The following is a 22,463-nucleotide window of genomic DNA, read 5'->3' as shown; positions in this document are numbered from 1 at the left end:
GCCCCTGGACAGGCTCGGGGCGAACGGCTCTTCCCCTCTCGTTCCGAATCACTCACCCGTTCGGGCTGAGCCTGTCGAAGCCCTGCGAGAGACCATGAGCGACAACAAAACCGACTACCGCGCGACCCTCAACCTGCCCGACACGCCGTTCCCGATGCGCGGCGACCTGCCCAGGCGCGAGCCGGGCTGGGTCAAGGAATGGGAGGACCAGGGCCTGTACAAGCGCCTGCGCGACGCGCGCCGCGGCCGCCAGAAGTTCGTGCTGCACGATGGCCCGCCCTACGCCAATGGCCAGATCCACATGGGCCACGCGGTCAACAAGGTCCTGAAGGACATGATCGTCAAGTCGCGCCAGCTCAAGGGGCTGGACGCCGCCTACATCCCGGGCTGGGACTGCCACGGCCTGCCGATCGAGAACGCGATCGAGAAGAAGCACGGCCGCAACCTGCCGCGCGACGAGATGCAGGCCAGGAGCCGCGCCTTCGCCACCGAGCAGATCGACATCCAGAGGGCCGACTTCAAGCGGCTGGGCGTGCTGGGCGACTGGGACCGTCCCTACCGCACCATGGACTTCCGCAACGAGGCCGACGAAATCCGTGCGTTCAAGCGCGTGGTCGAGCGCGGCTTCGTCTACCGCGGCCTCAAGCCGGTCTACTGGTGCTTCGACTGCGGCTCCTCGCTGGCGGAGTTCGAGATCGAGTACGCCGACAAGAAGAGCCAGACGCTGGACGTGGGCTTCCTGGCGGACGACCCCGCGGCGCTGGCGCGCGCCTTCGGCCTTGCGGCGCTGCCCCAGGGCAAGGACGCCTTCATCGTCATCTGGACCACCACCGCGTGGACCATCCCCGCCAACCAGGCGCTCAACCTCAACCCCGAGCTGGACTACTCGCTGGTGGACACGGCCAGGGGCGTGCTGCTGGTCGCCAGCTCGCTGGTGGAGCGCTGCCTGGAGCGCTACCACCTGCAGGGCGGCACGGTGGTCGCCACCGCCAAGGGCGAGAAGCTCGCGGGCCTGCAGTTCCGCCATCCGCTGTACGAAGCCGACCCGGCCTACCGCCGGCTCTCGCCGGTCTACCTGGCCGACTACGCCACGGCGGAGGACGGCACCGGCGTCGTGCACTCCTCGCCGGCCTACGGCCTGGACGACTTCAACAGCTGCGTGGCGCACGGGCTGAAGTACGACGACATCCTCAACCCGGTGCAGGCCAACGGCAGCTATGCCGGCGACTTCGCGCTGTTCGGCGGCCAGAACATCTGGAAGGCCGTGCCGGCCATCATCGAAGCGCTGGACAAGGCCGGCCGCCTGTTCGCCACCTCGCCCATCAGCCACAGCTACCCGCACTGCTGGCGCCACAAGTCGCCGGTGATCTACCGCGCCGCCGCCCAGTGGTTCATCCGCATGGACGAAGGCGAAGGCGTGTTCACCAAGGACAAGGCGCCCGCCACCCTGCGCCAGATGGCCCTGGCCGCCATCGAGCAGACCGGCTTCTTCCCCGAGAACGGCAAGGCCCGCCTGCGCGACATGATCGCCGGCCGGCCCGACTGGTGCATCAGCCGCCAGCGCAGCTGGGGCGTGCCCCTGCCCTTCTTCCTGGACCGCGACACGCACGAGCTCCATCCGAAGACGATGGAGATCCTGGACCTGGCCGCCGACATGGTGCAGGCCGGCGGCATCGAAGCCTGGAGCAAGGCCGCGCCGCAGGAGATCCTCGGCCAGGTCGGCGCCGCCTCCGATGCCGCGCAGTACGTCAAGAGCACCGACATCCTGGAGGTCTGGTTCGACTCCGGCACCACCCACACCACGGTGCTCAAGGGCTCGCACGCCGGCGCGGGCCACGAGAACGGACCGGAGGCCGATCTGTACCTGGAAGGCCACGACCAGCACCGCGGCTGGTTCCACTCCTCGCTGCTGACCGCCTGCGCCATGTACGGCCGCGCGCCCTACCGCGGCCTGCTCACGCACGGCTTCACGGTGGACTCGCAGGGCCGCAAGATGTCCAAGTCGCTGGGCAACGGCGTCGACCCGCAGGAGACCTGGAAGAAGCTGGGCGCCGAGATCATCCGCCTGTGGGTGGCCGCCTCCGACTACTCGGGCGACATCGCCGGCGACGACAAGATCCTGGCGCGGGTGGTGGACGCCTACCGCCGCATCCGCAACACGCTGCGTTTCCTGCTGGCCAACGTGAGCGACTTCGACCCCGCCAGGGACGCGGTGCCGCCGGCCGAGATGCTGGAGATCGACCGCTACGCCATGAGCCGCGCGGCGCAGTTCCAGGCCGAGGTGCTGGCCCACTACGAGGTCTACGAGTTCCACCCGGTGGTGGCCAAGCTGCAGGTGTACTGCTCCGAGGACCTGGGCGCCTTCTACCTGGACGTGCTCAAGGACCGGCTCTACACCACCGCGCCCAAGTCGCACGCGCGCCGCAGCGCCCAGACCGCGCTGTGGAACATCACCCACGCCATGCTGCGCTGGATGGCGCCCTTCCTCAGCTTCACCGCCGAAGAGGCCTGGAAGGTGTTCGGCACCTCCGAGTCGATCTTCATCGAGGAGTACGCCGAGATCGGCTCGCCCGACACGGCGCTGCTGGCCAAGTGGAACCGCATCCGCGAGATCCGCGACCTGGCCAACAAGGAGATCGAGGCCCTGCGCGCCGGGGGCCAGGTGGGCTCTTCGCTGCAGGCCAACCTGGTGCTCACTGCACCGGCCGACGACCACGCGCTGCTGCAAAGCCTGGGCGAGGACCTGAAGTTCGTCTTCATCACGTCGGCGCTGTCGCTGGAGAAGGGCGATGCGCTGGCAGTGCAGGTTCGGCCCTCGGCCGACCGCAAGTGCGAGCGCTGCTGGCATTGGCGCGCCGACGTCGGCAGCGACCCGGCGCACCCGCAGATCTGCGGCCGCTGCGTGACCAACCTGTTCGGGACCGGCGAAGACCGGCGCCACGCCTGATGGCCCGCGGCGCAACCGTCGGCGGCTCCCGCGGGATGCTGCCCTGGGTGGGGCTGGCCCTGATCCTGCTGATCGCGGACCAGCTCACCAAGATCCTGATCCTGGGCGCGTTCCGGCTGGGCGACTCCACCTACGTCACCAGCTTCTTCAACGTCGTGCGGGTGCACAACACCGGGGCGGCGTTCTCGTTCCTGGCGGCGGCCTCGGGCTGGCAGCGCTGGTTCTTCACCGCCATCGGCGTGGCCGCGGCGCTGTTCATCCTCTGGATGCTGCGCTCCCACCCGGGCCAGAAGCTGTTCTCGTTCGCCCTGGCCTGCATCCTGGGGGGCGCCGTGGGCAACGTGGTCGACCGGCTGATGCACGGCTACGTGGTCGACTTCCTCCAGTTCCACTGGAGCAACCGCTGGTACTTCCCGGCCTTCAACGTGGCCGACGCCGCCATCACCATCGGCGCCGGGGCCCTGATCCTGGACGAAGTCCTCAGGGTTCGCCGCAGCCGCTAGGCCCCCTCCGGGCCGCAGCTCGGGCGTATCATCGGTTGCTTCAAGCATGAAGCATCTGTTGAATCTGCTGGCAGCCATCGCGCTGCTGGTCTGGGGGACCCACCTCGTTCGCACCGGCATCCTTCGGGTCTTCGGTGCCAACCTCCGCCAGGTGCTCGCCCGCAGCATCGGCAACCGCTACACGGCTGCCGTCTCCGGCATTGGCGTCACCGCCCTGCTGCAATCGAGCACCGCCACCGCCCTGATCGTCTCGGCCTTCGTCGGCCAGGGGCTCATCACCCTCCCCCTGGCCCTGGCCGTGATGCTGGGCGCGGACATCGGCACCAGCCTGGTGACGGTGGTGTTCTCGTTCGACCTGTCCTGGCTGTCGCCGCTCCTGATCTTCCTGGGCGTGGTGCTGTTCATCTCGCGCTCGTCCACCAACGTGGGCCGCTTCGGCCGCGTGCTGATCGGCCTGGGGCTGATGCTGCTGGCGCTGCGGCTGGTGTCCGAGTCGACCCAGATCATGGTGCAGTCGCCGGTCGTGCAGGCGCTGCTGGCGTCCATCAGCAGCGACCTGCTGCTGGAGATCACCGCGGGCGCGCTGCTGGCCGTGCTGTCCTATTCCAGCCTGGCCATCGTGCTGCTCACCGCCACCCTGGCCAGCACCGGCATCGTGCCCATCGAGATGGCGCTCGGGCTGGTGCTCGGGGCCAACCTGGGCAGCGGCCTGCTGGGGGTGCTGACCACGGCTCGCTCGCCGGTGGAAGTGCGCCACGTGCCCCTGGGCAACCTGGTGTTCAAGTGCCTGGGCGTGGCGGTGGCCGCGCCGCTGGTCGGCTTCTGGCTGCGCGACCTGCGGCCCTACCTCGGGAACGAGATTTCGACGGTGGTGCTGTTCCACCTCAGCTTCAACCTGCTGATGGGCGTGCTGTTCCTCGGCTTCATCCACCCGATCGGCCGCCTGGTGATGAAGGTGCTCCCCAAGCCGCAGCGCATCGCCAGCGGCCGGCCGCACCACCTGGACCCCTCGGCCCTGGCCACGCCTTCGCTGGCCATCTCCTGCGCCGCTCGCGAGGCGCTGCACCAGGCCGACGTGGTCGAGACCATGCTCCTGGGCATCCTGAGCGTGATCCGCAACAACGACCTGCGCCTGGCCGAGGAGCTGCGCAAGCTGGACGACACGGTCGACGAGCTGTATTCGGCCATCAAGTACTACCTGACCAAGATCTCGCGCGAGGCGCTGGGCGAGGAGGAAAGCCGCCGCTGGACCGACATCATCAGCTTCACGATCAACATGGAGCAGATCGGCGACACCATCGAACGCATCCTGATCGACATCGAGGACAAGAAGATCCGCAAGGGCCGCAGCTTCTCCGACGCCGGCATGGCGGAGATCTGCGAGCTGCACGCCCGCCTGATCGACAACCTGCGCCTGGGCATGAGCGTGTTCCTCAACGGCTCGGTGCGCGACGCGCAGAAGCTGCTGGAGGAGAAGGCGCGCTTTCGCGACCTGGAGCACGCCTATGCGTCCTCGCACCTGGAGCGGCTGTCGGGCAACACGGTGCAGAGCATCGAGACGAGTTCGCTGCACATCGACCTGATCAGCGACTTGAAGCGGATCAACTCGCACATCTGCTCGATCGCGTATCCGATCCTGGAGTCGGCGGGGGCTTTGGCGCCGAGTCGGCTGCGCAGTGATGTGCTGGCTACCAGCAAGGAACCGATCTAGGTTCGCTGGTTCTCTTGGCAGGCGGCGCATTGCTGTTCGTTGCCTGCGGCAGGGGGTCCCCGGCGGGGGGCTCATGCTGTGCCTCTCCGTGCTCGCTGACGCTTCGCATTGCTGCGCGCATCGCTTGAGCGGTGCGGGCCCTCGCGGAAAAACTCACTACGCGCTGCTGCGCACCGCTCCGTTCAAACAGTTTCCGCGAGTCAGTGGTTGATCGACGAGCTGCGCCCGCTTTGCGCGGGCTCGCAGGGCCCGCACCACTGCGCGACGCTCGGCACAGAAATCGCCCCCCGCCGGGGACCCCCTGCCGCGAGCTGCGCCCGCTTTGCGCGGGCTCGCAGGGCCCGCACCACTGCGCGACGCTCGGCACAGAAATCGCCCCCCGCCGGGGACCCCCTGCCGCTGGAGGCGGAGCTGGTTCGTTGGCAGGGCCCAGGGAGCCTCGCACTGCGCTCTCCACCGCCCGAGCCCCCACCCCGACCCTCCCCCGGAGGGGGAGGGAGGAATCGCCGCTGCTCGTTGTCCGCGTGCCTCGGTCCGGGCCCCTTGTCTTTCCCCTCCCCCTCCGGGGGAGGGCAGGGTGGGGGCGCCCCGGAGCCGAAGCAAGCAGCGCGGCTTGGGTCGATCCCTGCCAGCACCCGCACCCTGCTCCCACGCGGCAGGCGGTGCCTGGCCCGGGCGATTTGTGGGACGAGCCGGGCTTTCCGCGGCCCGGCCGTTGCGAGCCGCAGGCGTCAACCTCTGACTCGCGGCAGCTGTCTGAGCGGAGCGGTGCGAAGCAGCGCGCAGCGAGTTCTGCCGCGCAGGCCGGGCCGCGGAATGCCCTGCGAGTTGCGAGCGTAAAGCGCGAGCAACCGGCCCACCATGAGCCCGGGCCAGGCACCGCCTGCCGCGCGGGCGCACGGCCAACGAAGCCTTCACCCCACCCGCAAAGCAGCCACCCCCGCCACGATCACCAGCGTCCCCACCGCCCGCCTCACCGTGAACACCTCCCTCAACAACCAAGTCCCCAACAACACCGCAAACAACACCGACGTCTCCCGCAGCGCCGCCACCACCGCCACCGGCGCCCGCGTCATCGCCCACAGCGCGATGCCATACGACCCCATCGAGGCCAGCGCGCCCACGGCCGCCATCGGCGACCGCCCACGCGCATAGGGCCACGCCACGGCCAGCCCGCGCCTATGCAACACCATCAGCGCGAACGGCCACCCGTGCACCAGGAACAGCCCCACCACGTACTGCAACGCATTGCCCCCGCCCTGGACGGCCGCGCGTGCGCCGAGCGCATCCACCACCGTGTAGAGGGCGATCACGACCGCATTCGCCAGCGAGAAGGCGACCGCCTTGGGCCGCTCCAGCGCATGCCGGGACAGCCCCAGCACCAGCACCCCGCCGCAGACCCCCAGCACGCCGGCCCAGGCCAGCGGGGACAGGTGTTCGCCCAGCACCAGGGAGGACGACAGCGCCACCAGCATCGGCCCCAGCCCCCGCATCAGCGGATAGGTCAGGCCCAGGTCGCCATGCCGGTAGGCGCCGGCCAGCGCGATGTAGTAGCCGAAGTGGATCACCGACGACGCCAGGATGTACGGCCAGGCCGCGGCCGGCGGCAGGCCGGTGACCAGCGCCAGCGGAACGGCCAGCACGCAGCCGATCAGCTGCAGCAGCGCGGTGTCCAGGTCCTTGTCGGTGCTGGACTTGACCAGCGCGTTCCACCCCGCGTGCAGCAGCGCGCCGAACAGGACCGCCGCGGCAACCCCCCAGGTCAGGCTCGTAGGCATCGGCCCGATTAGACCAGCGCCGACCGCCGACCATGCGCCGCGCGGCCGCTCCATGGATGGGTTCACCCGGTGCGAATGGGCCTCCCGGCACCGCCCCACGGCGGCGCCGAACCATGCCACGATTGCCATCGCCCTCCCCCCACGCACCGCCATGGCCAGTCCCAAGATCCACCCCGCCCTCGCCGCCGTCAGGAAGAGCGGGGCCAGCAAGGTCAAGGTCGCGGTCAGCGACATCGACGGCGTGCTGCGGGGCAAGTACCTGCACATCGACAAGTTCGAGGGCGCGATCGACGGCGGCTTCGGCTTCTGCGACGTGGTGTTCGGCTGGGACATGCAGGACGTCACGTACGACAACACGCAGGTCACCGGCTGGCAGCACGGCTTCCCCGACGCACTGGCGCGCCTCGACCTGGGCACCGCACGCCGCGTGCCGTGGGACAACGACGTGCCCTTCTTCCTCGGCGAGTTCGTCAACGCCGACGGCACGCCGCACCCCGTGTGCCCGCGGCAGATCCTCAAGCGCGTGCTGGCGCGCGCCGAGAAGCTCGGCTACGAGGTGATGACCGGGATGGAGTTCGAGTGGTTCAACTTCCGCGAGACCGTCCACACCTGGGCCGCCAAGCAGGGCGTGCCGCCGGAGCCGATCACACCCGGGATGTTCGGCTACTCGGTGCTGCGCATGGCCGACAACCCCGGCTTCTTCAACGCGCTGATGGACGAGATGCTGGCCTTCAACGTGCCCATCGAGGGCCTGCACACCGAGACCGGGCCCGGCGTGTACGAGGTCGCCGTCGGCTTCTCGTCGGCGCTGGAGCAGGCCGACCGCGCCATCCTCTTCAAGACCGGCGCCCGCGAGATCGGCAAGCGCTACGGCATCATGCCCAGCTTCATGGCCAAGTGGAGCCAGAAGTACCCGGGCTGCAGCGGCCACATCCACCAGAGCCTGTCGGACGGCAAGGCCAATCTCTTCCACGACGCGAAGTCGCCGCGCAGGATGAGCAAGCTCTTCGAAAGCTGGCTGGCCGGCCAGGTGCAGTGCCTGATGGAATTCGCCCCCATGTTCTGGCCCACCATCAACAGCTACAAGCGGCTGGTCGACGGTTTCTGGGCGCCGGTCAAGCCGACCTGGGGCCTCGACAACCGCACCGCGAGCTTCCGCGTGATCGCGGGGTCGCCCAAGTCGACGCGGCTGGAGACGCGCTGCCCGGGCGCGGACGTCAATCCCTACCTCGCGATGGCGGCCGTCATCGCGGCCGGGCTGCACGGGGTCGAGAAGGGCCTGAAGCTCACCGCGCCACCGATCACCGGCACCAACCAGGGCGGCGAGGACGTCCCGCGCGCACCGCGCACGCTCATCGAGACCACGCGCGTTTTCCGGCAGTCGCAGGTTGCGCGCGACTGGCTGGGCGACACCTTCGTCGACCACTTCGCCGCGACCCGCGAGTGGGAATGGCGCCAGTGGCAGGATGCGGTGACGGATTGGGAATTGAAGCGCTACTTCGAGATCATCTGATGCTGGAGATCGTCCCGCTGACGCCGGCCGACGCGGCCGAGTACCGCGAACTGCGGCTGCGGGCGCTGCGAGATCATCCCGAGGCCTTCACCTCCTCGCACGAAGAGGAATCGCAGCAGCCGCTCGAGGTGGCCCGCGAGCGCCTGACCTCGGACCACACGAGCTTCTGGGGCGCCTGGCGCCACCGAGAGCTGTGCGGCATGGTCGGCCTGCTTCGCGAGCCGCGCCCCAAGAACCGGCACAAGGCCACGGTGGTCGCCATGTACGTCGCGCCGGAAGCCCGCGGCCACGACGCCGGCCGGCGCCTGCTGCAGGCGCTGGTGGCGCAGGCCCGGCAGGAGGGGCTGGCCTCGCTGGTCCTGACGGTCACCGAAGGCAACGACGAGGCACAACGCCTCTACGCCGCCGCCGGCTTCCGCTCGTTCGGCGTCGAGCCGCGCGCCGTCCGCATCGACGGCCGCTTCCTGGCCAAGAACCACATGATCCTGGAGCTCGACCCCGCATGAGCCTGGCGAACTTCTCCTTCCCCACCGCCATCCGCTTCGGCCCCGGCGCCCGCAAGGACGTGGCGGAGCACTTGCGCGGTCAAGGGCTCTCGCGGCCGCTGATCGTCACCGACAAGGCGCTGGCCGCGCTGCCGGTGCTGGCGGAGTTCCGCTCGCACCTGCAGGGCCTGGACGTGGCCGTTTACGCCGGCGTGGCGGGCAACCCCACCGCACGGCAGGCGATGGACGGCGCGGCCGCGTTCCGCGAGCACGGCGCCGACTGCGTCATCGGCTTCGGTGGCGGCGCTGCGCTGGACGTGGCCAAGGTGGTGGGCCTGGCCGCCACCCATGAAGGCGACATCCTCGAGTACGCCTGGGACCACCCGCAGGTGCGGTCGATCGAGATGGAGCTGCCCTACTTCGTCGCGCTGCCCACGACGGCCGGCACCGGTTCCGAGGTCGGCCGCTCGGCGGTGATCAGCGAGGACGACACGCACCTCAAGCGCGTGGTGTTCAGCGCAAAGATCCTGGCGCGCCAGGTGTTCGCCGACCCGGAGCTGACACTGGCGCTGCCGCCGCACATCACCGCCGCCACCGGCATGGACGCGCTCACGCACAACATCGAGAGCTACCTGTCGCCGGCCTACCATCCGCTGTGCGACGGCATCGCGCTGGAAGGCACCCGCATCGCCGCACGGTCCCTGGCGACCGCGGTGCGCGAGCCGGGCAACATCGCCGCGCGCAGCGACATGATGATGGCCTCGATGATGGGTGCCATCGCCTTCCAGAAGGACCTGGGCGCGGTGCATGCCTGCGCCCACGCGCTGGGCGCGGTGTGCGACCTGCACCATGGCCTGGCCAACGCGCTGATGATCGAGACGGTGCTGGCCTGGAACATCGAGGCCGCGCCCGACAAGTTCGAGGAACTGGCGCACGTCTGCCGCGCCGGGGGCGGTGGGCCCGGCTTCGTGCGCTGGCTGGGGCACCTGAAGCAGAAGATCGGCATCACCGGCACGCTGGCCTCGCACGGCGTGCGCAAGGACCAGGTCCCGCGCCTGGTCGAGATCGCCTCCCGCGACATCTGCCACCAGACCAATCCCCGGCCCTGCACGCCGGCCGATTTCGAGCGGCTGTTCCAGGCCGCGATGTGACGCCATGCAAGACCGGCCCAAGATCGGCATCAGCGCCTGCTTCTTCCACCCCGACCCCAAGCGCGGCGCGGCACCCAGCAAGACGCTGCTGTGGATCGAGCAGTCCACCGCGCACTGGGTGATGTCGCTGGGGGCGCTGGCGGTGATGGTGCCCTCGCCCTTCGGCGACACGGCCCGCGGCGACGTGGGCGTGGACGACTACGCGGGATGGCTCGACGGCCTGGTGATGCACGGCGGCGCCGACGTCTGGCCCGGCAGCTACGGCGAGGAGCCGCTGCGGCCCGAATGGTCGGGCGACCGCGCCCGCGACGAGTACGACATCGCCCTGGTGCGCGCCTTCGAGGCCGCCGGCAAGCCGGTGTTCGGCATCTGCCGCGGCCTGCAGCTGATCAACGTGGCCCACGGCGGCACGCTGTACCAGGACATCGCCACCCAGAAGCCCGGCGCCAGGACGCACCGGGACGCCGCGGCCTACGACCTCAACTTCCACGAGGTGGACGTCCTGCCCGGCACCCGGCTGGCCGACCTGCTGGGCGAGCCGCGCCACAAGATCAACAGCGTGCACCACCAGGGCATCAAGGACCTGGCGCCGGGCTTCGTGGTCGAGGCCACCTCGCCCGACGACGGCGTGATCGAAGCCATCCGCCACACCGGCGACGCCTGGGTGGCAGCCGTGCAGTGGCATCCCGAGTTCCATTTCCCGCGCCTGGGCGTGGTGGACGACACCCCGCTGCTGCGCGACTTCCTGGAGGCCGCCCGCGCGGCAAGAAAAAGATGAGCCGCCTGGCCGTCCACGATCCCGCCACCGGCGAGCGCATCGCCGACCTGCCCGCCGACGACGAGGCCTCCGTGCAGGCCAGCTACCAGGCGGCGCGCGCGGCGCAGCCGGCCTGGGCCGCGCGCCCGCTGGCCGAGCGCAAGGCCTGCATCGCCCGCTTCCAGGAAGCCGTGGTGCGCGAGACCGAGGCGCTGGCGGTGACCATGACGCGCGAGACCGGCAAGCCCATCCGCATCTCGCGCAACGAACTCAAGGGCCTGCTGCCGCGCATCGACTTCTTCCTCGGCATGGTCGAGCCGGTCACGGCGGCGGAGCAGGTGTTCGACGAAGCCGGCATGCGCGAGGTGATCCAGCACGAGCCGCTGGGCGTGGTGGCCAACATCTCGGCCTGGAACTACCCCTGGTTCGTCGGCTGCAACGTGATCCTGCCGGCGCTGCTCACCGGCAATGCCGTGCTCTACAAGCCTTCCGAGTACGCGCCGATGACGGGGCTGGAGATCACGCGCCTGCTGCACGCGTCGGGCGTTCCGCCCGACGTGATGGCCTGCCTGGTCGGTGCAGGCCCCGTCGGCGCCGCGCTGCTGGCCCAGCCGGTCGACGGCGTCTTCTTCACCGGCTCGCATGCGACCGGCCAGCGCATCGCGCAGGCGGTGGGCACGCGCTTCGTCCGGCTGCAGCTGGAACTCGGCGGCAAGGACCCGAGCTACGTGTGCGACGACGTCGACGTGCGCGCCACGGCCGAGTCGCTGGCCGACGGCGCCATGTACAACACCGGCCAGAGCTGCTGTGCCGTCGAGCGCATCTACGTGCACGAGAAGGTCCACGACGCCTTCGTCGAGGCCTTCGTGGCCACCGTGAAGGGCTTCCGGCGGGGCGACCCGATGAGCGAGGACACCTACATCGGCGCCATCACGCGCGCGCCCCAGCTGGAGGTGCTGGAGGCGCAGGTCGCCGACGCGGTGGCCAAGGGGGCTCACCTGCTCACGGGCGGCGGGCGCGGGGCCGGTCCGGGCCACTGGTTCGAAGCCACCGTGCTCAGCCACGTGGACCACCGCATGGAGCTCATGCGCGAGGAGAGCTTCGGCCCGGTGATCGGCATCCAGAAGGTGGCGGACGACGAGGAGGCGGTGCGCCTGATGAACGACACCCGATACGGCCTGACCGCAGGTGTCTACACGCGCGACGAGCAGCGAGCCAAGCGCCTGCTGTCGCAGGTGCACGCGGGCAGCGTGTACTGGAACTGCTGCGACCGGGTGAGCCCGCGCCTGCCCTGGAGCGGCGTCGGCGATTCGGGGGTGGGGCTGACGCTGTCGAGCTACGGCATCCAGGCTTTCACGCGGCCCAAGGCCTGGCACCTGCGCTCGGCCTGAAGGCGGGCCTCAGGCGGTTTCCAGCTCGCCCCGCGCCTTGACGCAGTAATCGAGCAGCGCGTCGATCTCGGTGGATTTGTCGAACACGGCGTCGGCGCCCAGCTGGGCGCAGCGGCGGCGCATGTCCGAGGTGGCGTGGTTGCTCAGCACGATGACCTTCTGGCCGCGCCGGCGCGTACGCAGGGCCTCGACCACCCGCAGGCCGGTGCCCTGGCGCAGGAACAGGTCGACCACGGCCACGTCCCAGCCGTCCGGGTTCTGGCCCAGCCAGCGGCGAGCCTCCTGCTCGGTGTCCGCCAGTCCGACGGGTTGAACTTCGGCCAGCTCCTGCAGCGTCTCGATCAGGTTCTCTCGGATCGTCGGGCTGTCCTCGACGATGTAGGCTCTCAGCGCCATATGGCAGTGCTCCACTGGCCACAGCGCCTCGCGCCTGCGGCAGTAATTTCTCGAACTGCTGCCAATCTACCCAACCGCACGCAAGCAAGGTGCAAGCTGGGGGGCCAAGCGACTGTAGGAATGCACGGTCAGCGCGCATTCACATCCGGGCGCGCCCAGGGGCCGTCCGGCGGCCCCTCGCGGCCCGCACTCAGAGCGTGAGGAGGGTGGAACCGGTGGTCTTGCGGGCTTCCAGGTCGCGGTGCGCCTGCTGCACCTGCTCCAGCGGGTAGCGCTGGTCGATGCGGATCTTCACCTTGCCGGAGGCGACCACCTCGAAAAGCTCATCGGCCATGGCCTGGGTGTTCTCGCGGCTGGAGATATGGGTGAACAGCGTCTGGCGGGTGACGTAGATCGAGCCCTTGGCGCCCAGGATGCCGGGGGCGAACGGCGGCACCGGGCCGGAGGCGTTGCCGAAGCTGGCCATCAGCCCGAAAGGCTGCAGGCAGTCCAGCGACTTCTCCCAGGTGTCCTTGCCCACCGAGTCGTACACCACCTTCACGCCCTTGCCGCCGGTGATCTCCTTGACCCGCTCCTTGAAGTCTTCCTTGGCGTAGTTGATGACGTGGGCGGCCCCGTGCTCCTTGGCCAGGGCGCACTTCTCGTCCGAACCCGCCGTGCCGATCAGCTGGTAGCCCAGCGCCTTGGCCCACTGGCAGGCGATCAGGCCGACGCCGCCGGCGGCCGCGTGGAACAGGATGGGGTCGCCCGCCTTGAGCCCGCCCTGGGGCAGCGTGCGCTTGAGCAGGTACTGGGCGGTGAGGCCCTTGAGCATCATGGCCGCGCCGGTGTCGAAGTCGATCGCGTCGGGCAGCTTGCAGACGTTCATCGCCGGCATCACGCGCACCTCGCAGTAGCTGCCGGGCGGCTGGCTGGCGTAGGCGGCGCGGTCGCCGGCCTTGAGGTGGGTGACGCCGGCGCCGACCGCTTCCACCACCCCGCTGGCCTCCATGCCGATCTGCAGCGGCAGCGGCAGCGGGTAGAGGCCCGTGCGGTGGTAGACGTCGATGAAGTTCAGGCCCACGGCCTTGTGGCGGATGCGGATTTGCCCGGGACCGGGATCGCCGACGGAAACGTCGACCACCTTGAGTTGCTCGGGTCCACCGGTCTGCTCGATGCGGACGGCTCGGCTCATCTGGGATCTCCTCTTGTTCGGACGAAAGCGCGCCATCCTGCCACGATTCCTGACGACCCGCGCCGGGCAGGGGCGACGCCCGCTTACAGTCGCAGCCCATGCAAGAACGCCTGACGCCGGCCACCGCCGGCCTGCTGGTCCTGCCGCCGCTGCTCTGGGCCGGCAACGCGGTGGTCGGCCGGCTCATGGCCGGCACGGTGCCGCCGATGACGCTCAACTTCCTGCGCTGGGCGCTGGCGTTCCTGCTGCTGCTGCCGTTCTGCGCCCGGGTGCTGCGCCCCGGCAGCGCGCTGTGGCCGCGCTGGCGGCGCTTCTGCGTGCTGGGGCTGCTGGGCGTGGGCTGCTACAACGCGCTGCAGTACCTGGCCCTGACCACGTCGACGCCGCTCAACGTGACGCTGGTGGCGGCCAGCATGCCGGCCTGGATGCTGGGCATGGGCGCCCTCTTCTTCGGCCAGCGCATCACGCTGCGCCAGGTGATCGGGGCGGTGCTGTCCATCGCCGGCGTGCTGGTGGTCTTGAGCCGCGGCGACTGGGACGTGCTGCGGCAGGTGCGCCTGGTGCCCGGCGACCTCTTCATCCTGCTGGCCACCGCCTGCTGGACGGTCTACAGCTGGCTGCTGGTGCGCCCCGGCGACCCGCCCGAGATCCGGGGCGACTGGTCGTACTTCCTGATGGCGCAGATGGTGTTCGGCCTGGGCTGGTCGGGCCTGTTCGCGGCCGGCGAGTGGCTGGCGGCGCCGCGGCACATCGAATGGGGCTGGCCCACGGCCCTGGCCCTGGCCTATATTGCGCTGGGCCCGGCGATCCTGGCCTACCGCAGCTGGGGCCTGGGCGTGCAGCGCGTGGGGCCCAGCATCGCCGGCTTCTTCTCCAACCTCACGCCGCTGTTCGCCGCGCTGATGTCGGTGGCCTTCCTGGGCGAGCTGCCGCGGCTGTACCACGGCGCGGCGTTCCTGCTGATCGTGGGCGGGATCGTGGTGTCGTCGCGCAAGGCGCGGGAATGACGGGGTCGAGGACTGCCTTCAGCGCACGTACTGGTCGACGAAGCCGCCCCCCAGGCCGCAGGCCTCGTAGTGCTTGCGGCACATCTCGATCTTGGTGAACACGTCTTCATACCCGGTGGGCTGGCCGTTCTCGTCGACGTAGACCATGGCGCCGTGGATGTTGAAGAAGGTGATCATCTCCTGCGCGCCGACCGCCTCGTCCACCACCAGGGTGTGGATCTCGCCCGGCGGCTCGTAGACGAAGGCGCCTTCTTGCGCCACCCAGTCGTGTTCCAGGTAGCGCCAGCTGCCCTTGAGCACCAGCCCCGTCACCCAGGACGGATGAATGTGGCGCGAGAGCACGCCCGACTTGCGCACCCGCAGCAGGTTGCACCAGCTGCCGGTCACGGTGTTGAGCAGCAGCGGCCGGAACCACACGTCGCGGGCCTGCGGCACCCACACGCGTTCGTCTTCGGGGATGGCCTTCTGCGCGATCTCCGGCCGGATGCCGGGCAGTTGCGTGATCATGGAAGGTCCTTCTTCAGGAGACGAGGTAGCCGCCGTCCACCGGCAGCACGACGCCGGTGACGAAGGAAGCGGCCGGCGACGCCAGGAACAGCACCGCGCCCGCGACATCTTCCGGCCGGCCCCAGCGGCCCAGCGGCGTGCGCGCCAGGATGGGGTCGCTGCGCGCCGGATCATTCTGCAGCGCCTCGGTCAGGCGAGTGGCGATCCAGCCCGGCGCGATCGCGTTGACGCGGATGCGGTCCGCGGCATAGGCGATGGCCAGCGACTTGGTCAGCTGCGCCACGCCGCCCTTGCTGGCCGAGTAGCCGGGTACCAGCGAGCCACCGAAGAAGCTGAGCATCGAGGCCGTGTTGACGATGGCGCCTGCGCTTTCGCGCAGCTTGTCGCGCGCGGCGGCGCAGGTGCGCATGGTGCCGACCAGGTTGATGTCCACCACCTCGGCGAACACCGCGGGATCGTGCTCCTGGCCACGGCGCAGGATGCCCGCGCAGTTCACCAGCACGTCCAGCCGGGGCAGCTCGCCGACGCAGCGGCGCACGCCCTCGTCGTCGCGCACGTCGAGCACCGCGTGGTCCGCGCCCGCGATGTCCGGGTCCTGCCCGGCAGCCTGCACGTCCTGCTGCGCCGCACCGGTCACGCGCACCTTGGCGCCCAGGCGCAGGAAGGCCGAGGCGATGCCGGCGCCTATGCCCGAGGTGCCGCCCACGACCAGCACCTGCCGGCCGGCGAAGGCGTCATCTCGCCAGAAGTGGGGCGCTGCGTCGCTTGGGTTCGGGTTCATTGTTTTTTCCTCATGGCCGCCAGCACGCGGTCGGCGCCCGGGATCGGTTCGACCGCGCCATAGCCTTCGGTAGACAGCGCCGCCGCCACCGACGCATAGCGCCCGGCCTCGGCCAGCCCGTCGCCGGCCAGCAGGCGGGCGATGAAGGCGCCGCCGAAGGTGTCGCCCGCGCCGGTGGCGTCCACCGGCTTGCAGGGGTGCGGGGGGATGCGGTGCCGCTGGCGGGCGTCGGCGACGACGGCGCCTTCGTGGCCGAGCTTGAGCGCGACCACCTTGGCGCCCAGGCCCAGGCACCAGTCCACCAGCGCGTCGGGATCACGAAGGCCGGTGATCGCGGCGACGTCGTCCAGGCTGGGCAGGCAGATGTCGCAGCGTCGCATCACGTCCGTCATGATGGCGCGGGCGCGGTCGATGGACCAGAGCTTCAGGCGCAGGTTGGTGTCGAACGACACCTGCACGCCGGCGGTACGCGCGATCTCGATCGCCGCATAGGCCGTGTCGCAGGCCGAAGGCGAGATCGCCAGGCTGATGCCCGACAGGTGCAGGACACGCGCGGCCGCGATGCACTCGCTCGGCAGGTCCGAAGGGGTCATGCGCGCGGCGGCCGAGCCGGAGCGCATGAAGCTGAAATGGTGGCCGCGCTCGTCGTGGTTGACGAAGTAAACGGCCGTGTACGCGCCGGGGTCGGTGACGACGCCCGAATGGTCCACGCCCTCCCGGTCCCAGAGTTCGCGCAGGGTGCGGCCGTGCTCGTCGTAGCCGAGCGCGGAGATGTAGCCGGCACTCGCGCCCTGGCGGGCGGCGGCGATGGCGAAGTTGGACGTGTCGCCGCCGAAGCCCTGCAGGTAGTTGCGCCCGCCGCCTTCGCCGGTCTGGTTGAACTCCACCATCGCCTCGCCCAGGGCGAGCACGTCCACGGGAGCTGCTGCCTGCTGCGCCATGCGGTCAGATCCGTCCGTACTTGGCCAGGCCCTTGCGCAGCGACTTCTCGGCCACGATCAGCTTGGCCTGCTCCAGCTCGCGCTGGTCGATCTCCTGCGCCATGGCCAGCACTTCCTGCGCCTTGGCCTGCGGCACGACCACCACGCCGTCGATGTCGGCCACGATGATGTCGCCCGGGTGGACGATCACGTCGCCCACCTCGACCGGCACCTGGGAGGCCACGGTCTTGTAGCGGCCCAGCGTGGTGCCGGGGCTGACGGAGCGCGCGAATACCGGGAAGTCGTAGTCGCGGCGGATCTCGGCCAGGTCGCGCACGCCGCCGTCGAGGATGGCGCCTTCATGCTCGTTGGCGAAGGCACCGGCCGTCATCAGGCCGCCCCAGACGGCCACGTCCGGTGCGCCGCCCTGGATGGAGATGACGATCACGCTGCCGGCCGGTGCCTCGTCGATCAGGTCCAGCGCATGCTGGGGCGGCAGGAACTCGTCCGTCGCCGTTTCCAGCACGGTGGCGGCGGGGCCGACCACGCGCTTGTCGTTGATGCGCGGCTTGATGCTCGAGTCCATGTACCCGCGCTTGCCGCAGACCTTGTCGACGGCGTCCGCGACGGAGGCGACCGCGACGGTCCGGAATGCTTCGATGATTTCCTTCATCGTGTTCTTTCTCTGTGATGGTGGTTTCTCGTGCAGCGGCTCACCAGCGGTTGAGCCAATGCAATGGGGGTTCTCCGCGCAGGACGCGAACGGCTTCCTGCGCGGCCTTGCGCTGCAGGTCGCGCACGCTCTCCTCGCTGTACCAGCCGATGTGGTGGCTGACCACCAGGTTGTCCAGCGAGAAGACGGGGTGCCGCGGGTCGGGCGGCTCCTGTTCGAAGACGTCCAAGCCGGCGCCCAGCAGGCGCCCTTCGCGCAGCGCGTCGCACAGCGCGTCCAGGTCGACCAGGCCGCCGCGCGCGGTGTTCACCAGAATGGCCGTCGGCCGCATCAGCTGCAGCCGGCGGGCGTCGATGAGATGGCGCGTCTGCGGCGTGAGCGGCGCGTGCAGCGAGATCACGTCGGCCTCGCGACAGATGCGGTCGATGTCGGCCGCCTCGACGTCGGGCGGCAGCTGCGCCTGCGGATCGCAGACCAGGGTGCGGGCCAGGCCGAAGCCGGACAGCATCTCGCGCGTCATGCGGGCAATGCGGCCGAAGCCCACCAGGCCCAGCGTGCGGCCGCGCAGCCGGTACATCGGGCGCGACTGGCCGGTCGACCACTGGCCGCCGCGCACGTGCGCGTCGTGCTCGCGCAAGCGCCGCACCAGCGCCAGCACCATGGCGACGGCGTGCGTGCTCACCTCGTCGATGCCGTAGTCGGGCACGTTGGCCACCGCGATGCGCCGGCCCGTGGCGGCCTCCGTGTCGATGTTGTCGACGCCGATGCCGTAGCGGATGACCGCCTTGCAGCGGTCCATCGCCTCGATCACGCCGCGCGGCACCGGCGACTCGCGCACCAGCACGACGTCGGCGCCGCGAACCGCCTCGGCGGCCACGGCCGGGTCCTTGCCGCAGGGCCGCAGCTCGAACCGGGCCCCGGCCTGCGCGAGCAGGTCCTCCTCCTGGTCGTAGGAGGCGTAGCCATCGTCGATGGCCACCACCCGCGCCGCGGGTGCCGGGGCGGCGGGATGCATCACTGCTTGCGGCTGGCGTTGGCGGCGGCCACGAGCTTGTCGGTCCACTCCTTGCTGACGTCCGCTTCCAGGTACTTGCGCACCACGGGCTGGGACAGCTGGCGGAACTTGTCGATGTCCGCCGCGCTCAGCTCGGTGACGGTCATGCCCTTCTCGGCCAGCACCTTCTTGGCCGACAGGTCCTGTTCGCGCGTCATGTCGCGGTGGATCTTCTTGGCCTTCTCCACGCCTTCGTCGACGGCCTTCTTCTCGGTGGCGGACAGGCCGTTGTAGAAGCGGTCGCTGACCAGGTAGGCGTGCAGGCTGTAGACGTGGCCGTCCAGCGTGACGTGCTTCTGGTGCTGGTAGAGGCTCGCGGCCAGGATGTTGGTGACGCCGTTCTCCTGGCCGTCGGCCGTGCCCTGCGCCAGCGCGGCGGGCAGCTCGCCCCAGTCGATGGCGGTGGGGCTGGCGCCCAGCGACTCGACCAGCTTGACGAACACCGGGCTGGGCTGCACGCGCATCTTCAGGCCCTTCATGTCCTCGGGGGTCTTGATGGGGCGCTTGCTGTTGGTGAAGTGGCGGATGCCGTTGTCGGCGTAGGCCATCAGGCGGATGCCGGTCTTCTTGCGCATGTCCTCGGCCAGCTCCTTGCCGAACTGGCCGTCCAGCACGCGGTAGGCGTGGTCGTGGTTGTCGAACACGAAGGGCAGGCCGAAGATGTTGAAGGTCTTGTAGACGCCGGGGATGCCGCCGTCGTGCACGACGGCCATCTCGATGGAGCCCAGGCGCATGCCTTCCATCATCTGCTGCGCGGTGCCCAGCTGGCCAGCGGGATAGATCTCCACCTTCACCGAGCCGTTGGTGGACTTCTCCACGTGCTCCTTGAAAGCCACCGCGGCCGCATGCTTGGGCTGGTCGCTCTTGCCGGGCTGGAAGTGCGCGTACTTCATCACCTTCTGGGCGTGGGCCGGGAAGCTCGCAGCGCCGGCGCAGAGCGCCGCCGCCAGGGCGAGCAGGGAAAGTCGACGGGTCGTCATGGTGGGGTCTCCTTCGGAATGGAACGGGGGTGGGAAAGGCTCTAGTTCCTGTAGCCCAGCAGGCCGGGCAGCCAGGTCGACAGCACGGGCAGGAATGTGAGGAGCGCCAGCACGATCAGCAGCGCGACCAGCATGGGTCGGGCCTCGCGCACCATCGGGCCCATGGGGACGCCCGAGACGATCGAGGTGACGAACAGCAGCCCGCCGACCGGTGGCGTGATCATCCCCAGCGTGAGGTTGACGATTACCACGATGGCGAAGTGCAGCGGGTTCAGGCCCGCGGCGTCGGCCAGCGGCGCGAGGATGGGGACCATGATCATCACGCCCGGCAGCGGCTCGATGAAGATGCCCACCACCAGCAGCAGCACGTTGATGGCCAGCAGCAGCATGGTGGGCGACAGCTGCAGGCCCGCGATCCATGCGGCGACGGTCTGCGGGATCTGCCCTACGGTCAGCACCCAGGCGAACACCGCGGACGTGGCGACGATGAAGAGCACCGAGGACGTCATCAGCGCCGTGCGCAACAGGATGGCCGGCAGCATGTTCCACTGCAGCGTGCCGTAGACGAAGCGGCCCACGATCAGCGCGTACAGCACGGCGGCAGCCGAAGCCTCGGTGGGCGTGAAGATGCCCAGGTGGATGCCGCCCAGGATGATGAAGGGCAGCATCAGCGCGGGCACCGCCCGCACGAACAGCCGGCCCAGCGGCACGGTTTCTTCGGGCGCGCTGCGGTAGTTGCGCCTGACGCTGACCATGTGGTTGACGATGGCCAGTGACAACGCGATCAGCAGGCCCGGGACGATGCCGGCCAGGAACAGGCCCGTGACGGTGACGCTGTTGTCCGTCAGGGCGTAGATGATCATGATGATCGACGGCGGGATGATGGGCCCGACGATGGCGGTGGACGCGGTGAGCGCGGCCGCGTAGGCGTCGCTGTAGCCGGCCTTCTTCATCATGCGGATCAGCATCGCGCCGGGTCCCGCCGCGTCCGCCAGCGCCGAGCCGCTGATGCCGGAGAAGAAGGTCAGGGTCAGGATGTTGGCGTGTCCCAGGCCGCCGCGGTGGCGGCCTACCAGGCGGGCCGCGAAGTGCAGGAGCACGTCGGTCAGCGCGCCGCCCGACATCAGCTCCGCCGCCAGGATGAAGAACGGGATGGCCATCAGCGGGAAGCTGTCCAGCCCGCTGAACAGGTTCTGGATCACCACCAGAGCGGTCAGCCCGGGCTTCATCCACACGGCCACGAAGCCGGCGATCAGCATCGCGAAGGCAATGGGCGCGCCCAGCACCATCAGGCCGACGAACACGCCACCGAGTACGGCACTCATGATTGCTGCTTTCCTGTTGTCAGAGCGCCTGCGGATCGAAGCCTTCGATCCGCTCCCACTCGCCGCTGCGGATCCAGCGCGGCCCCACGAAGAACAGGTGGACCAGCATCAGCGCCGCGCCCACCGGGACCGCCAGGTAGACCTTGCCGAACGACCAGTTCAGCACCGGCGTCTCCTGCTCCCAGCCGAATTCCGCGTACTCGATGCCCAGCCAGACCACGGCCAGCAGCGAGGCCGCGATCACGCCGACGATGAACATGCGCAGCCAACGCGCCGCGCCGGCCGGCAGGGCCTGCGGCAGGCTGTCGATGGCGATGTGGCCGCCCACCCGCAGCGCCAGGCCGCAACCGAGGAAGGTGGCCCAGATCATCATGTAGCGGGTGACTTCCTCCACCCAGGTGAAGGAATAGGAGAAGGCGTAGCGGCTGATCACGTTCAGGATGACCAGCACGGACATCGCGGCGAGAAGGGCGACCAGGACCGCCTTGTTGGCCGCGATGAACCGCTGCTCCCAGCGGCCCGGCGTGGCGGTCAGAACCGGTGCACCCAAGGAAAGTCTCCAGTTGCTCGTGAACGAATAGCGGTGTATCGTATCTGATATCTCAGATTTGAGATGCTGGTTTACCCGTACTCAGCCCCTGACCCGTTATCCTCGGCCTACACGGTAGAGAAAGCCCAACCCCCATGCAGCGGTATCTGGAACGCCCCAAGTCCCTGACGGACCTCGCGCACGACAGCATCCGGCAGCTCATCGTGAGCGGTGAGATCGGCTTGGGCGAGCAGCTGTCCGAAGCCTCGCTCGCGGCGCAGCTGGGAATCAGCAAGACGCCGGTGCGCGAGGCCCTGCTTCGCCTGCGCGTGGACGGGTTGATCGACATCCAGCCGCAGCGCGGGACCTTCGTGTTCTCGCTGTCGCCGCGCGAGGTCGAGGAGATCTGCCGCTTCCGCGAATTCGTGGAGGTCGCTGCGCTGGGCAGCGCGATGCGCGAGCGCCGCGCCGAACTGGTGGCGGCGCTGGAGGCCAATGTGGCGCAGATGGCGCAGGCCCACGACGCCAGCGACTGGAGCGCGATCCCCTCGCTCGACCAGGCCTTCCACCAGGTCATCCTCGAGCACTGCGAGAACTCTTACCTGAAGCAGGCCTACCAGCTGATCGCCTCCAAGATCGCGGCGATGCGCGCGCGCCTGCCGGAGGAGAACGAGCGCGTGGGCCACTGCCAGGAGAACCACGCGGCCATCGTGCGCCTGATCGCGCACGGCGCGCCCCCCGAGGCGCAGCAGGCGCTGGGCCTGCACATCCAGGACACCCTGCAGTCCTACATGGCCGCGATCACGCCCGAGGCGCCTCAGCCCGCCGCGGTCGGCACGCGGCGTCGCGCCGGCACGGGCGCCGGCATCGTGGCCGTCTGA

21 protein-coding genes are annotated in these 22,463 nt (G+C 69.6%); 10 read left to right on the top strand and 11 right to left on the bottom strand.

Annotation, left to right across the window (positions count from 1 at the left end; translation table 11 throughout):
- The first annotated feature begins 94 nt into the window (after positions 1-94).
- Genes ileS through ASG30_RS17560 form a run of 3 tightly spaced genes read left to right on the top strand, consistent with a single transcriptional unit; the run spans position 95 to position 5,161 of the window.
- The gene (gene ileS / locus ASG30_RS17570) at positions 95-2,947 is read left to right on the top strand and encodes an isoleucine--tRNA ligase (RefSeq protein ID WP_055899668.1); all 2,853 of its coding nucleotides are present in this window, start codon (positions 95-97) and stop codon (positions 2,945-2,947) included.
- A complete protein-coding gene (gene lspA, locus ASG30_RS17565) occupies positions 2,947-3,450 on the top strand; it encodes a signal peptidase II (RefSeq protein WP_055899665.1) in 504 nt (167 codons plus the stop codon). The genes ileS and lspA overlap by 1 nt, the downstream gene beginning before the upstream one ends.
- A 46-nt stretch (positions 3,451-3,496) precedes the next feature.
- Positions 3,497-5,161: a Na/Pi cotransporter family protein gene (locus ASG30_RS17560; RefSeq protein ID WP_055899662.1), complete on the top strand. Its 1,665-nt coding sequence runs from the start codon at positions 3,497-3,499 to the stop codon at positions 5,159-5,161.
- A gap of 914 nt (positions 5,162-6,075) precedes the next feature.
- Here the strand turns inward: ASG30_RS17560 and ASG30_RS17555 are convergent.
- The gene (locus ASG30_RS17555; RefSeq protein ID WP_055899659.1) at positions 6,076-6,939 is read right to left on the bottom strand and encodes an EamA family transporter; all 864 of its coding nucleotides are present in this window, start codon (positions 6,937-6,939) and stop codon (positions 6,076-6,078) included.
- A gap of 151 nt (positions 6,940-7,090) precedes the next feature.
- Here ASG30_RS17555 and ASG30_RS17550 point away from each other — a divergent pair, with 151 nt between their 5' ends.
- From ASG30_RS17550 to ASG30_RS17530, 5 genes are read left to right on the top strand one after another with little or no spacing between them, the layout of a single operon-like run.
- On the top strand, positions 7,091-8,452 hold the full coding sequence (locus ASG30_RS17550; protein WP_055899656.1) for a glutamine synthetase family protein: 1,362 nt from the start codon (positions 7,091-7,093) through the stop codon (positions 8,450-8,452).
- Positions 8,452-8,958, top strand: a complete 507-nt coding sequence (locus tag ASG30_RS17545) for a GNAT family N-acetyltransferase (RefSeq protein ID WP_235579829.1) — start codon at positions 8,452-8,454, stop codon at positions 8,956-8,958. Before ASG30_RS17550 ends, ASG30_RS17545 begins: the two co-directional genes overlap by 1 nt.
- The gene (locus ASG30_RS17540) at positions 8,955-10,088 is read left to right on the top strand and encodes an iron-containing alcohol dehydrogenase (protein ID WP_055899653.1); all 1,134 of its coding nucleotides are present in this window, start codon (positions 8,955-8,957) and stop codon (positions 10,086-10,088) included. The genes ASG30_RS17545 and ASG30_RS17540 overlap by 4 nt, the downstream gene beginning before the upstream one ends.
- A 4-nt stretch (positions 10,089-10,092) precedes the next feature.
- Complete coding sequence (locus ASG30_RS17535; protein ID WP_055899650.1) at positions 10,093-10,866, top strand: gamma-glutamyl-gamma-aminobutyrate hydrolase family protein; 774 nt, start codon at positions 10,093-10,095, stop codon at positions 10,864-10,866.
- Positions 10,863-12,236, top strand: a complete 1,374-nt coding sequence (locus ASG30_RS17530; protein WP_055899647.1) for an aldehyde dehydrogenase family protein — start codon at positions 10,863-10,865, stop codon at positions 12,234-12,236. Before ASG30_RS17535 ends, ASG30_RS17530 begins: the two co-directional genes overlap by 4 nt.
- A 9-nt stretch (positions 12,237-12,245) precedes the next feature.
- On the opposite strand, the gene ASG30_RS17525 is transcribed toward ASG30_RS17530, so the two are convergent.
- Both ASG30_RS17525 and ASG30_RS17520 read right to left on the bottom strand, forming a co-directional pair.
- Positions 12,246-12,632 carry a response regulator gene (locus ASG30_RS17525; protein ID WP_055899644.1) on the bottom strand — a complete coding sequence of 129 codons (387 nt, stop codon included), beginning with the start codon at positions 12,630-12,632 and terminating at the stop codon, positions 12,246-12,248.
- 190 nt (positions 12,633-12,822) lie between these two features.
- Entirely contained in the window at positions 12,823-13,806 is a 984-nt protein-coding gene (locus ASG30_RS17520) for a quinone oxidoreductase family protein (RefSeq protein WP_055899641.1), read from the bottom strand.
- A 98-nt stretch (positions 13,807-13,904) separates the two neighbouring features.
- Between ASG30_RS17520 and ASG30_RS17515 the strand changes: the two genes are divergently transcribed.
- Positions 13,905-14,813 carry a DMT family transporter gene (locus tag ASG30_RS17515; RefSeq protein ID WP_055899638.1) on the top strand — a complete coding sequence of 303 codons (909 nt, stop codon included), beginning with the start codon at positions 13,905-13,907 and terminating at the stop codon, positions 14,811-14,813.
- A gap of 18 nt (positions 14,814-14,831) precedes the next feature.
- On the opposite strand, the gene ASG30_RS17510 is transcribed toward ASG30_RS17515, so the two are convergent.
- Genes ASG30_RS17510 through ASG30_RS17475 form a run of 8 tightly spaced genes read right to left on the bottom strand, consistent with a single transcriptional unit; the run spans position 14,832 to position 21,603 of the window.
- Positions 14,832-15,320 carry a 2,4'-dihydroxyacetophenone dioxygenase family protein gene (locus ASG30_RS17510; RefSeq protein WP_055899635.1) on the bottom strand — a complete coding sequence of 163 codons (489 nt, stop codon included), beginning with the start codon at positions 15,318-15,320 and terminating at the stop codon, positions 14,832-14,834.
- A gap of 13 nt (positions 15,321-15,333) precedes the next feature.
- Positions 15,334-16,101, bottom strand: a complete 768-nt coding sequence (locus ASG30_RS17505) for an SDR family NAD(P)-dependent oxidoreductase (protein ID WP_055899632.1) — start codon at positions 16,099-16,101, stop codon at positions 15,334-15,336.
- Positions 16,098-17,042 carry a sugar kinase gene (locus ASG30_RS17500; RefSeq protein ID WP_055899629.1) on the bottom strand — a complete coding sequence of 315 codons (945 nt, stop codon included), beginning with the start codon at positions 17,040-17,042 and terminating at the stop codon, positions 16,098-16,100. The genes ASG30_RS17505 and ASG30_RS17500 overlap by 4 nt, the downstream gene beginning before the upstream one ends.
- Before the next feature lie 4 nt (positions 17,043-17,046).
- On the bottom strand, positions 17,047-17,694 hold the full coding sequence (locus ASG30_RS17495) for an RraA family protein (RefSeq protein ID WP_055899626.1): 648 nt from the start codon (positions 17,692-17,694) through the stop codon (positions 17,047-17,049).
- Positions 17,695-17,734: 40 nt separating this feature from the next.
- Positions 17,735-18,709: a C-terminal binding protein gene (locus tag ASG30_RS17490; protein WP_055899623.1), complete on the bottom strand. Its 975-nt coding sequence runs from the start codon at positions 18,707-18,709 to the stop codon at positions 17,735-17,737.
- The gene (locus tag ASG30_RS17485; RefSeq protein ID WP_055899620.1) at positions 18,709-19,728 is read right to left on the bottom strand and encodes a TRAP transporter substrate-binding protein; all 1,020 of its coding nucleotides are present in this window, start codon (positions 19,726-19,728) and stop codon (positions 18,709-18,711) included. Before ASG30_RS17485 ends, ASG30_RS17490 begins: the two co-directional genes overlap by 1 nt.
- Positions 19,729-19,769: 41 nt before the next feature.
- A complete protein-coding gene (locus tag ASG30_RS17480) occupies positions 19,770-21,053 on the bottom strand; it encodes a TRAP transporter large permease (RefSeq protein WP_055899617.1) in 1,284 nt (427 codons plus the stop codon).
- Between the two features lie 19 nt (positions 21,054-21,072).
- Positions 21,073-21,603, bottom strand: a complete 531-nt coding sequence (locus tag ASG30_RS17475; RefSeq protein ID WP_235579828.1) for a TRAP transporter small permease — start codon at positions 21,601-21,603, stop codon at positions 21,073-21,075.
- Positions 21,604-21,737: 134 nt separating this feature from the next.
- On the opposite strand from ASG30_RS17475, the gene ASG30_RS17470 reads away from it, so the two are divergent.
- Complete coding sequence (locus ASG30_RS17470; protein WP_055899614.1) at positions 21,738-22,463, top strand: GntR family transcriptional regulator; 726 nt, start codon at positions 21,738-21,740, stop codon at positions 22,461-22,463.

The sequence above is a fragment of the Ramlibacter sp. Leaf400 genome, assembly GCF_001424545.1.
GTDB lineage: Bacteria > Pseudomonadota > Gammaproteobacteria > Burkholderiales > Burkholderiaceae_C > Ramlibacter.
Note: the sequence above shows the minus strand (reverse complement) of the source record. Positions and strands in the feature narration are given on the sequence as shown.

Bases quoted from the DNA above. Each gene is read 5' to 3' on its own strand.
- ileS (WP_055899668.1), top strand. From the start codon at position 95: ATGAGCGACAACAAAACCGACTACCGCGCGACCCTCAACCTGCCCGAC.
- lspA (WP_055899665.1), top strand. From the start codon at position 2,947: ATGGCCCGCGGCGCAACCGTCGGCGGCTCCCGCGGGATGCTGCCCTGG.
- ASG30_RS17560 (WP_055899662.1), top strand. From the start codon at position 3,497: ATGAAGCATCTGTTGAATCTGCTGGCAGCCATCGCGCTGCTGGTCTGG.
- ASG30_RS17555 (WP_055899659.1), bottom strand. From the start codon at position 6,939: ATGCCTACGAGCCTGACCTGGGGGGTTGCCGCGGCGGTCCTGTTCGGC.
- ASG30_RS17550 (WP_055899656.1), top strand. From the start codon at position 7,091: ATGGCCAGTCCCAAGATCCACCCCGCCCTCGCCGCCGTCAGGAAGAGC.
- ASG30_RS17545 (WP_235579829.1), top strand. From the start codon at position 8,452: ATGCTGGAGATCGTCCCGCTGACGCCGGCCGACGCGGCCGAGTACCGC.
- ASG30_RS17540 (WP_055899653.1), top strand. From the start codon at position 8,955: ATGAGCCTGGCGAACTTCTCCTTCCCCACCGCCATCCGCTTCGGCCCC.
- ASG30_RS17535 (WP_055899650.1), top strand. From the start codon at position 10,093: ATGCAAGACCGGCCCAAGATCGGCATCAGCGCCTGCTTCTTCCACCCC.
- ASG30_RS17530 (WP_055899647.1), top strand. From the start codon at position 10,863: ATGAGCCGCCTGGCCGTCCACGATCCCGCCACCGGCGAGCGCATCGCC.
- ASG30_RS17525 (WP_055899644.1), bottom strand. From the start codon at position 12,632: ATGGCGCTGAGAGCCTACATCGTCGAGGACAGCCCGACGATCCGAGAG.
- ASG30_RS17520 (WP_055899641.1), bottom strand. From the start codon at position 13,806: ATGAGCCGAGCCGTCCGCATCGAGCAGACCGGTGGACCCGAGCAACTC.
- ASG30_RS17515 (WP_055899638.1), top strand. From the start codon at position 13,905: ATGCAAGAACGCCTGACGCCGGCCACCGCCGGCCTGCTGGTCCTGCCG.
- ASG30_RS17510 (WP_055899635.1), bottom strand. From the start codon at position 15,320: ATGATCACGCAACTGCCCGGCATCCGGCCGGAGATCGCGCAGAAGGCC.
- ASG30_RS17505 (WP_055899632.1), bottom strand. From the start codon at position 16,101: ATGAACCCGAACCCAAGCGACGCAGCGCCCCACTTCTGGCGAGATGAC.
- ASG30_RS17500 (WP_055899629.1), bottom strand. From the start codon at position 17,042: ATGGCGCAGCAGGCAGCAGCTCCCGTGGACGTGCTCGCCCTGGGCGAG.
- ASG30_RS17495 (WP_055899626.1), bottom strand. From the start codon at position 17,694: ATGAAGGAAATCATCGAAGCATTCCGGACCGTCGCGGTCGCCTCCGTC.
- ASG30_RS17490 (WP_055899623.1), bottom strand. From the start codon at position 18,709: ATGCATCCCGCCGCCCCGGCACCCGCGGCGCGGGTGGTGGCCATCGAC.
- ASG30_RS17485 (WP_055899620.1), bottom strand. From the start codon at position 19,728: ATGACGACCCGTCGACTTTCCCTGCTCGCCCTGGCGGCGGCGCTCTGC.
- ASG30_RS17480 (WP_055899617.1), bottom strand. From the start codon at position 21,053: ATGAGTGCCGTACTCGGTGGCGTGTTCGTCGGCCTGATGGTGCTGGGC.
- ASG30_RS17470 (WP_055899614.1), top strand. From the start codon at position 21,738: ATGCAGCGGTATCTGGAACGCCCCAAGTCCCTGACGGACCTCGCGCAC.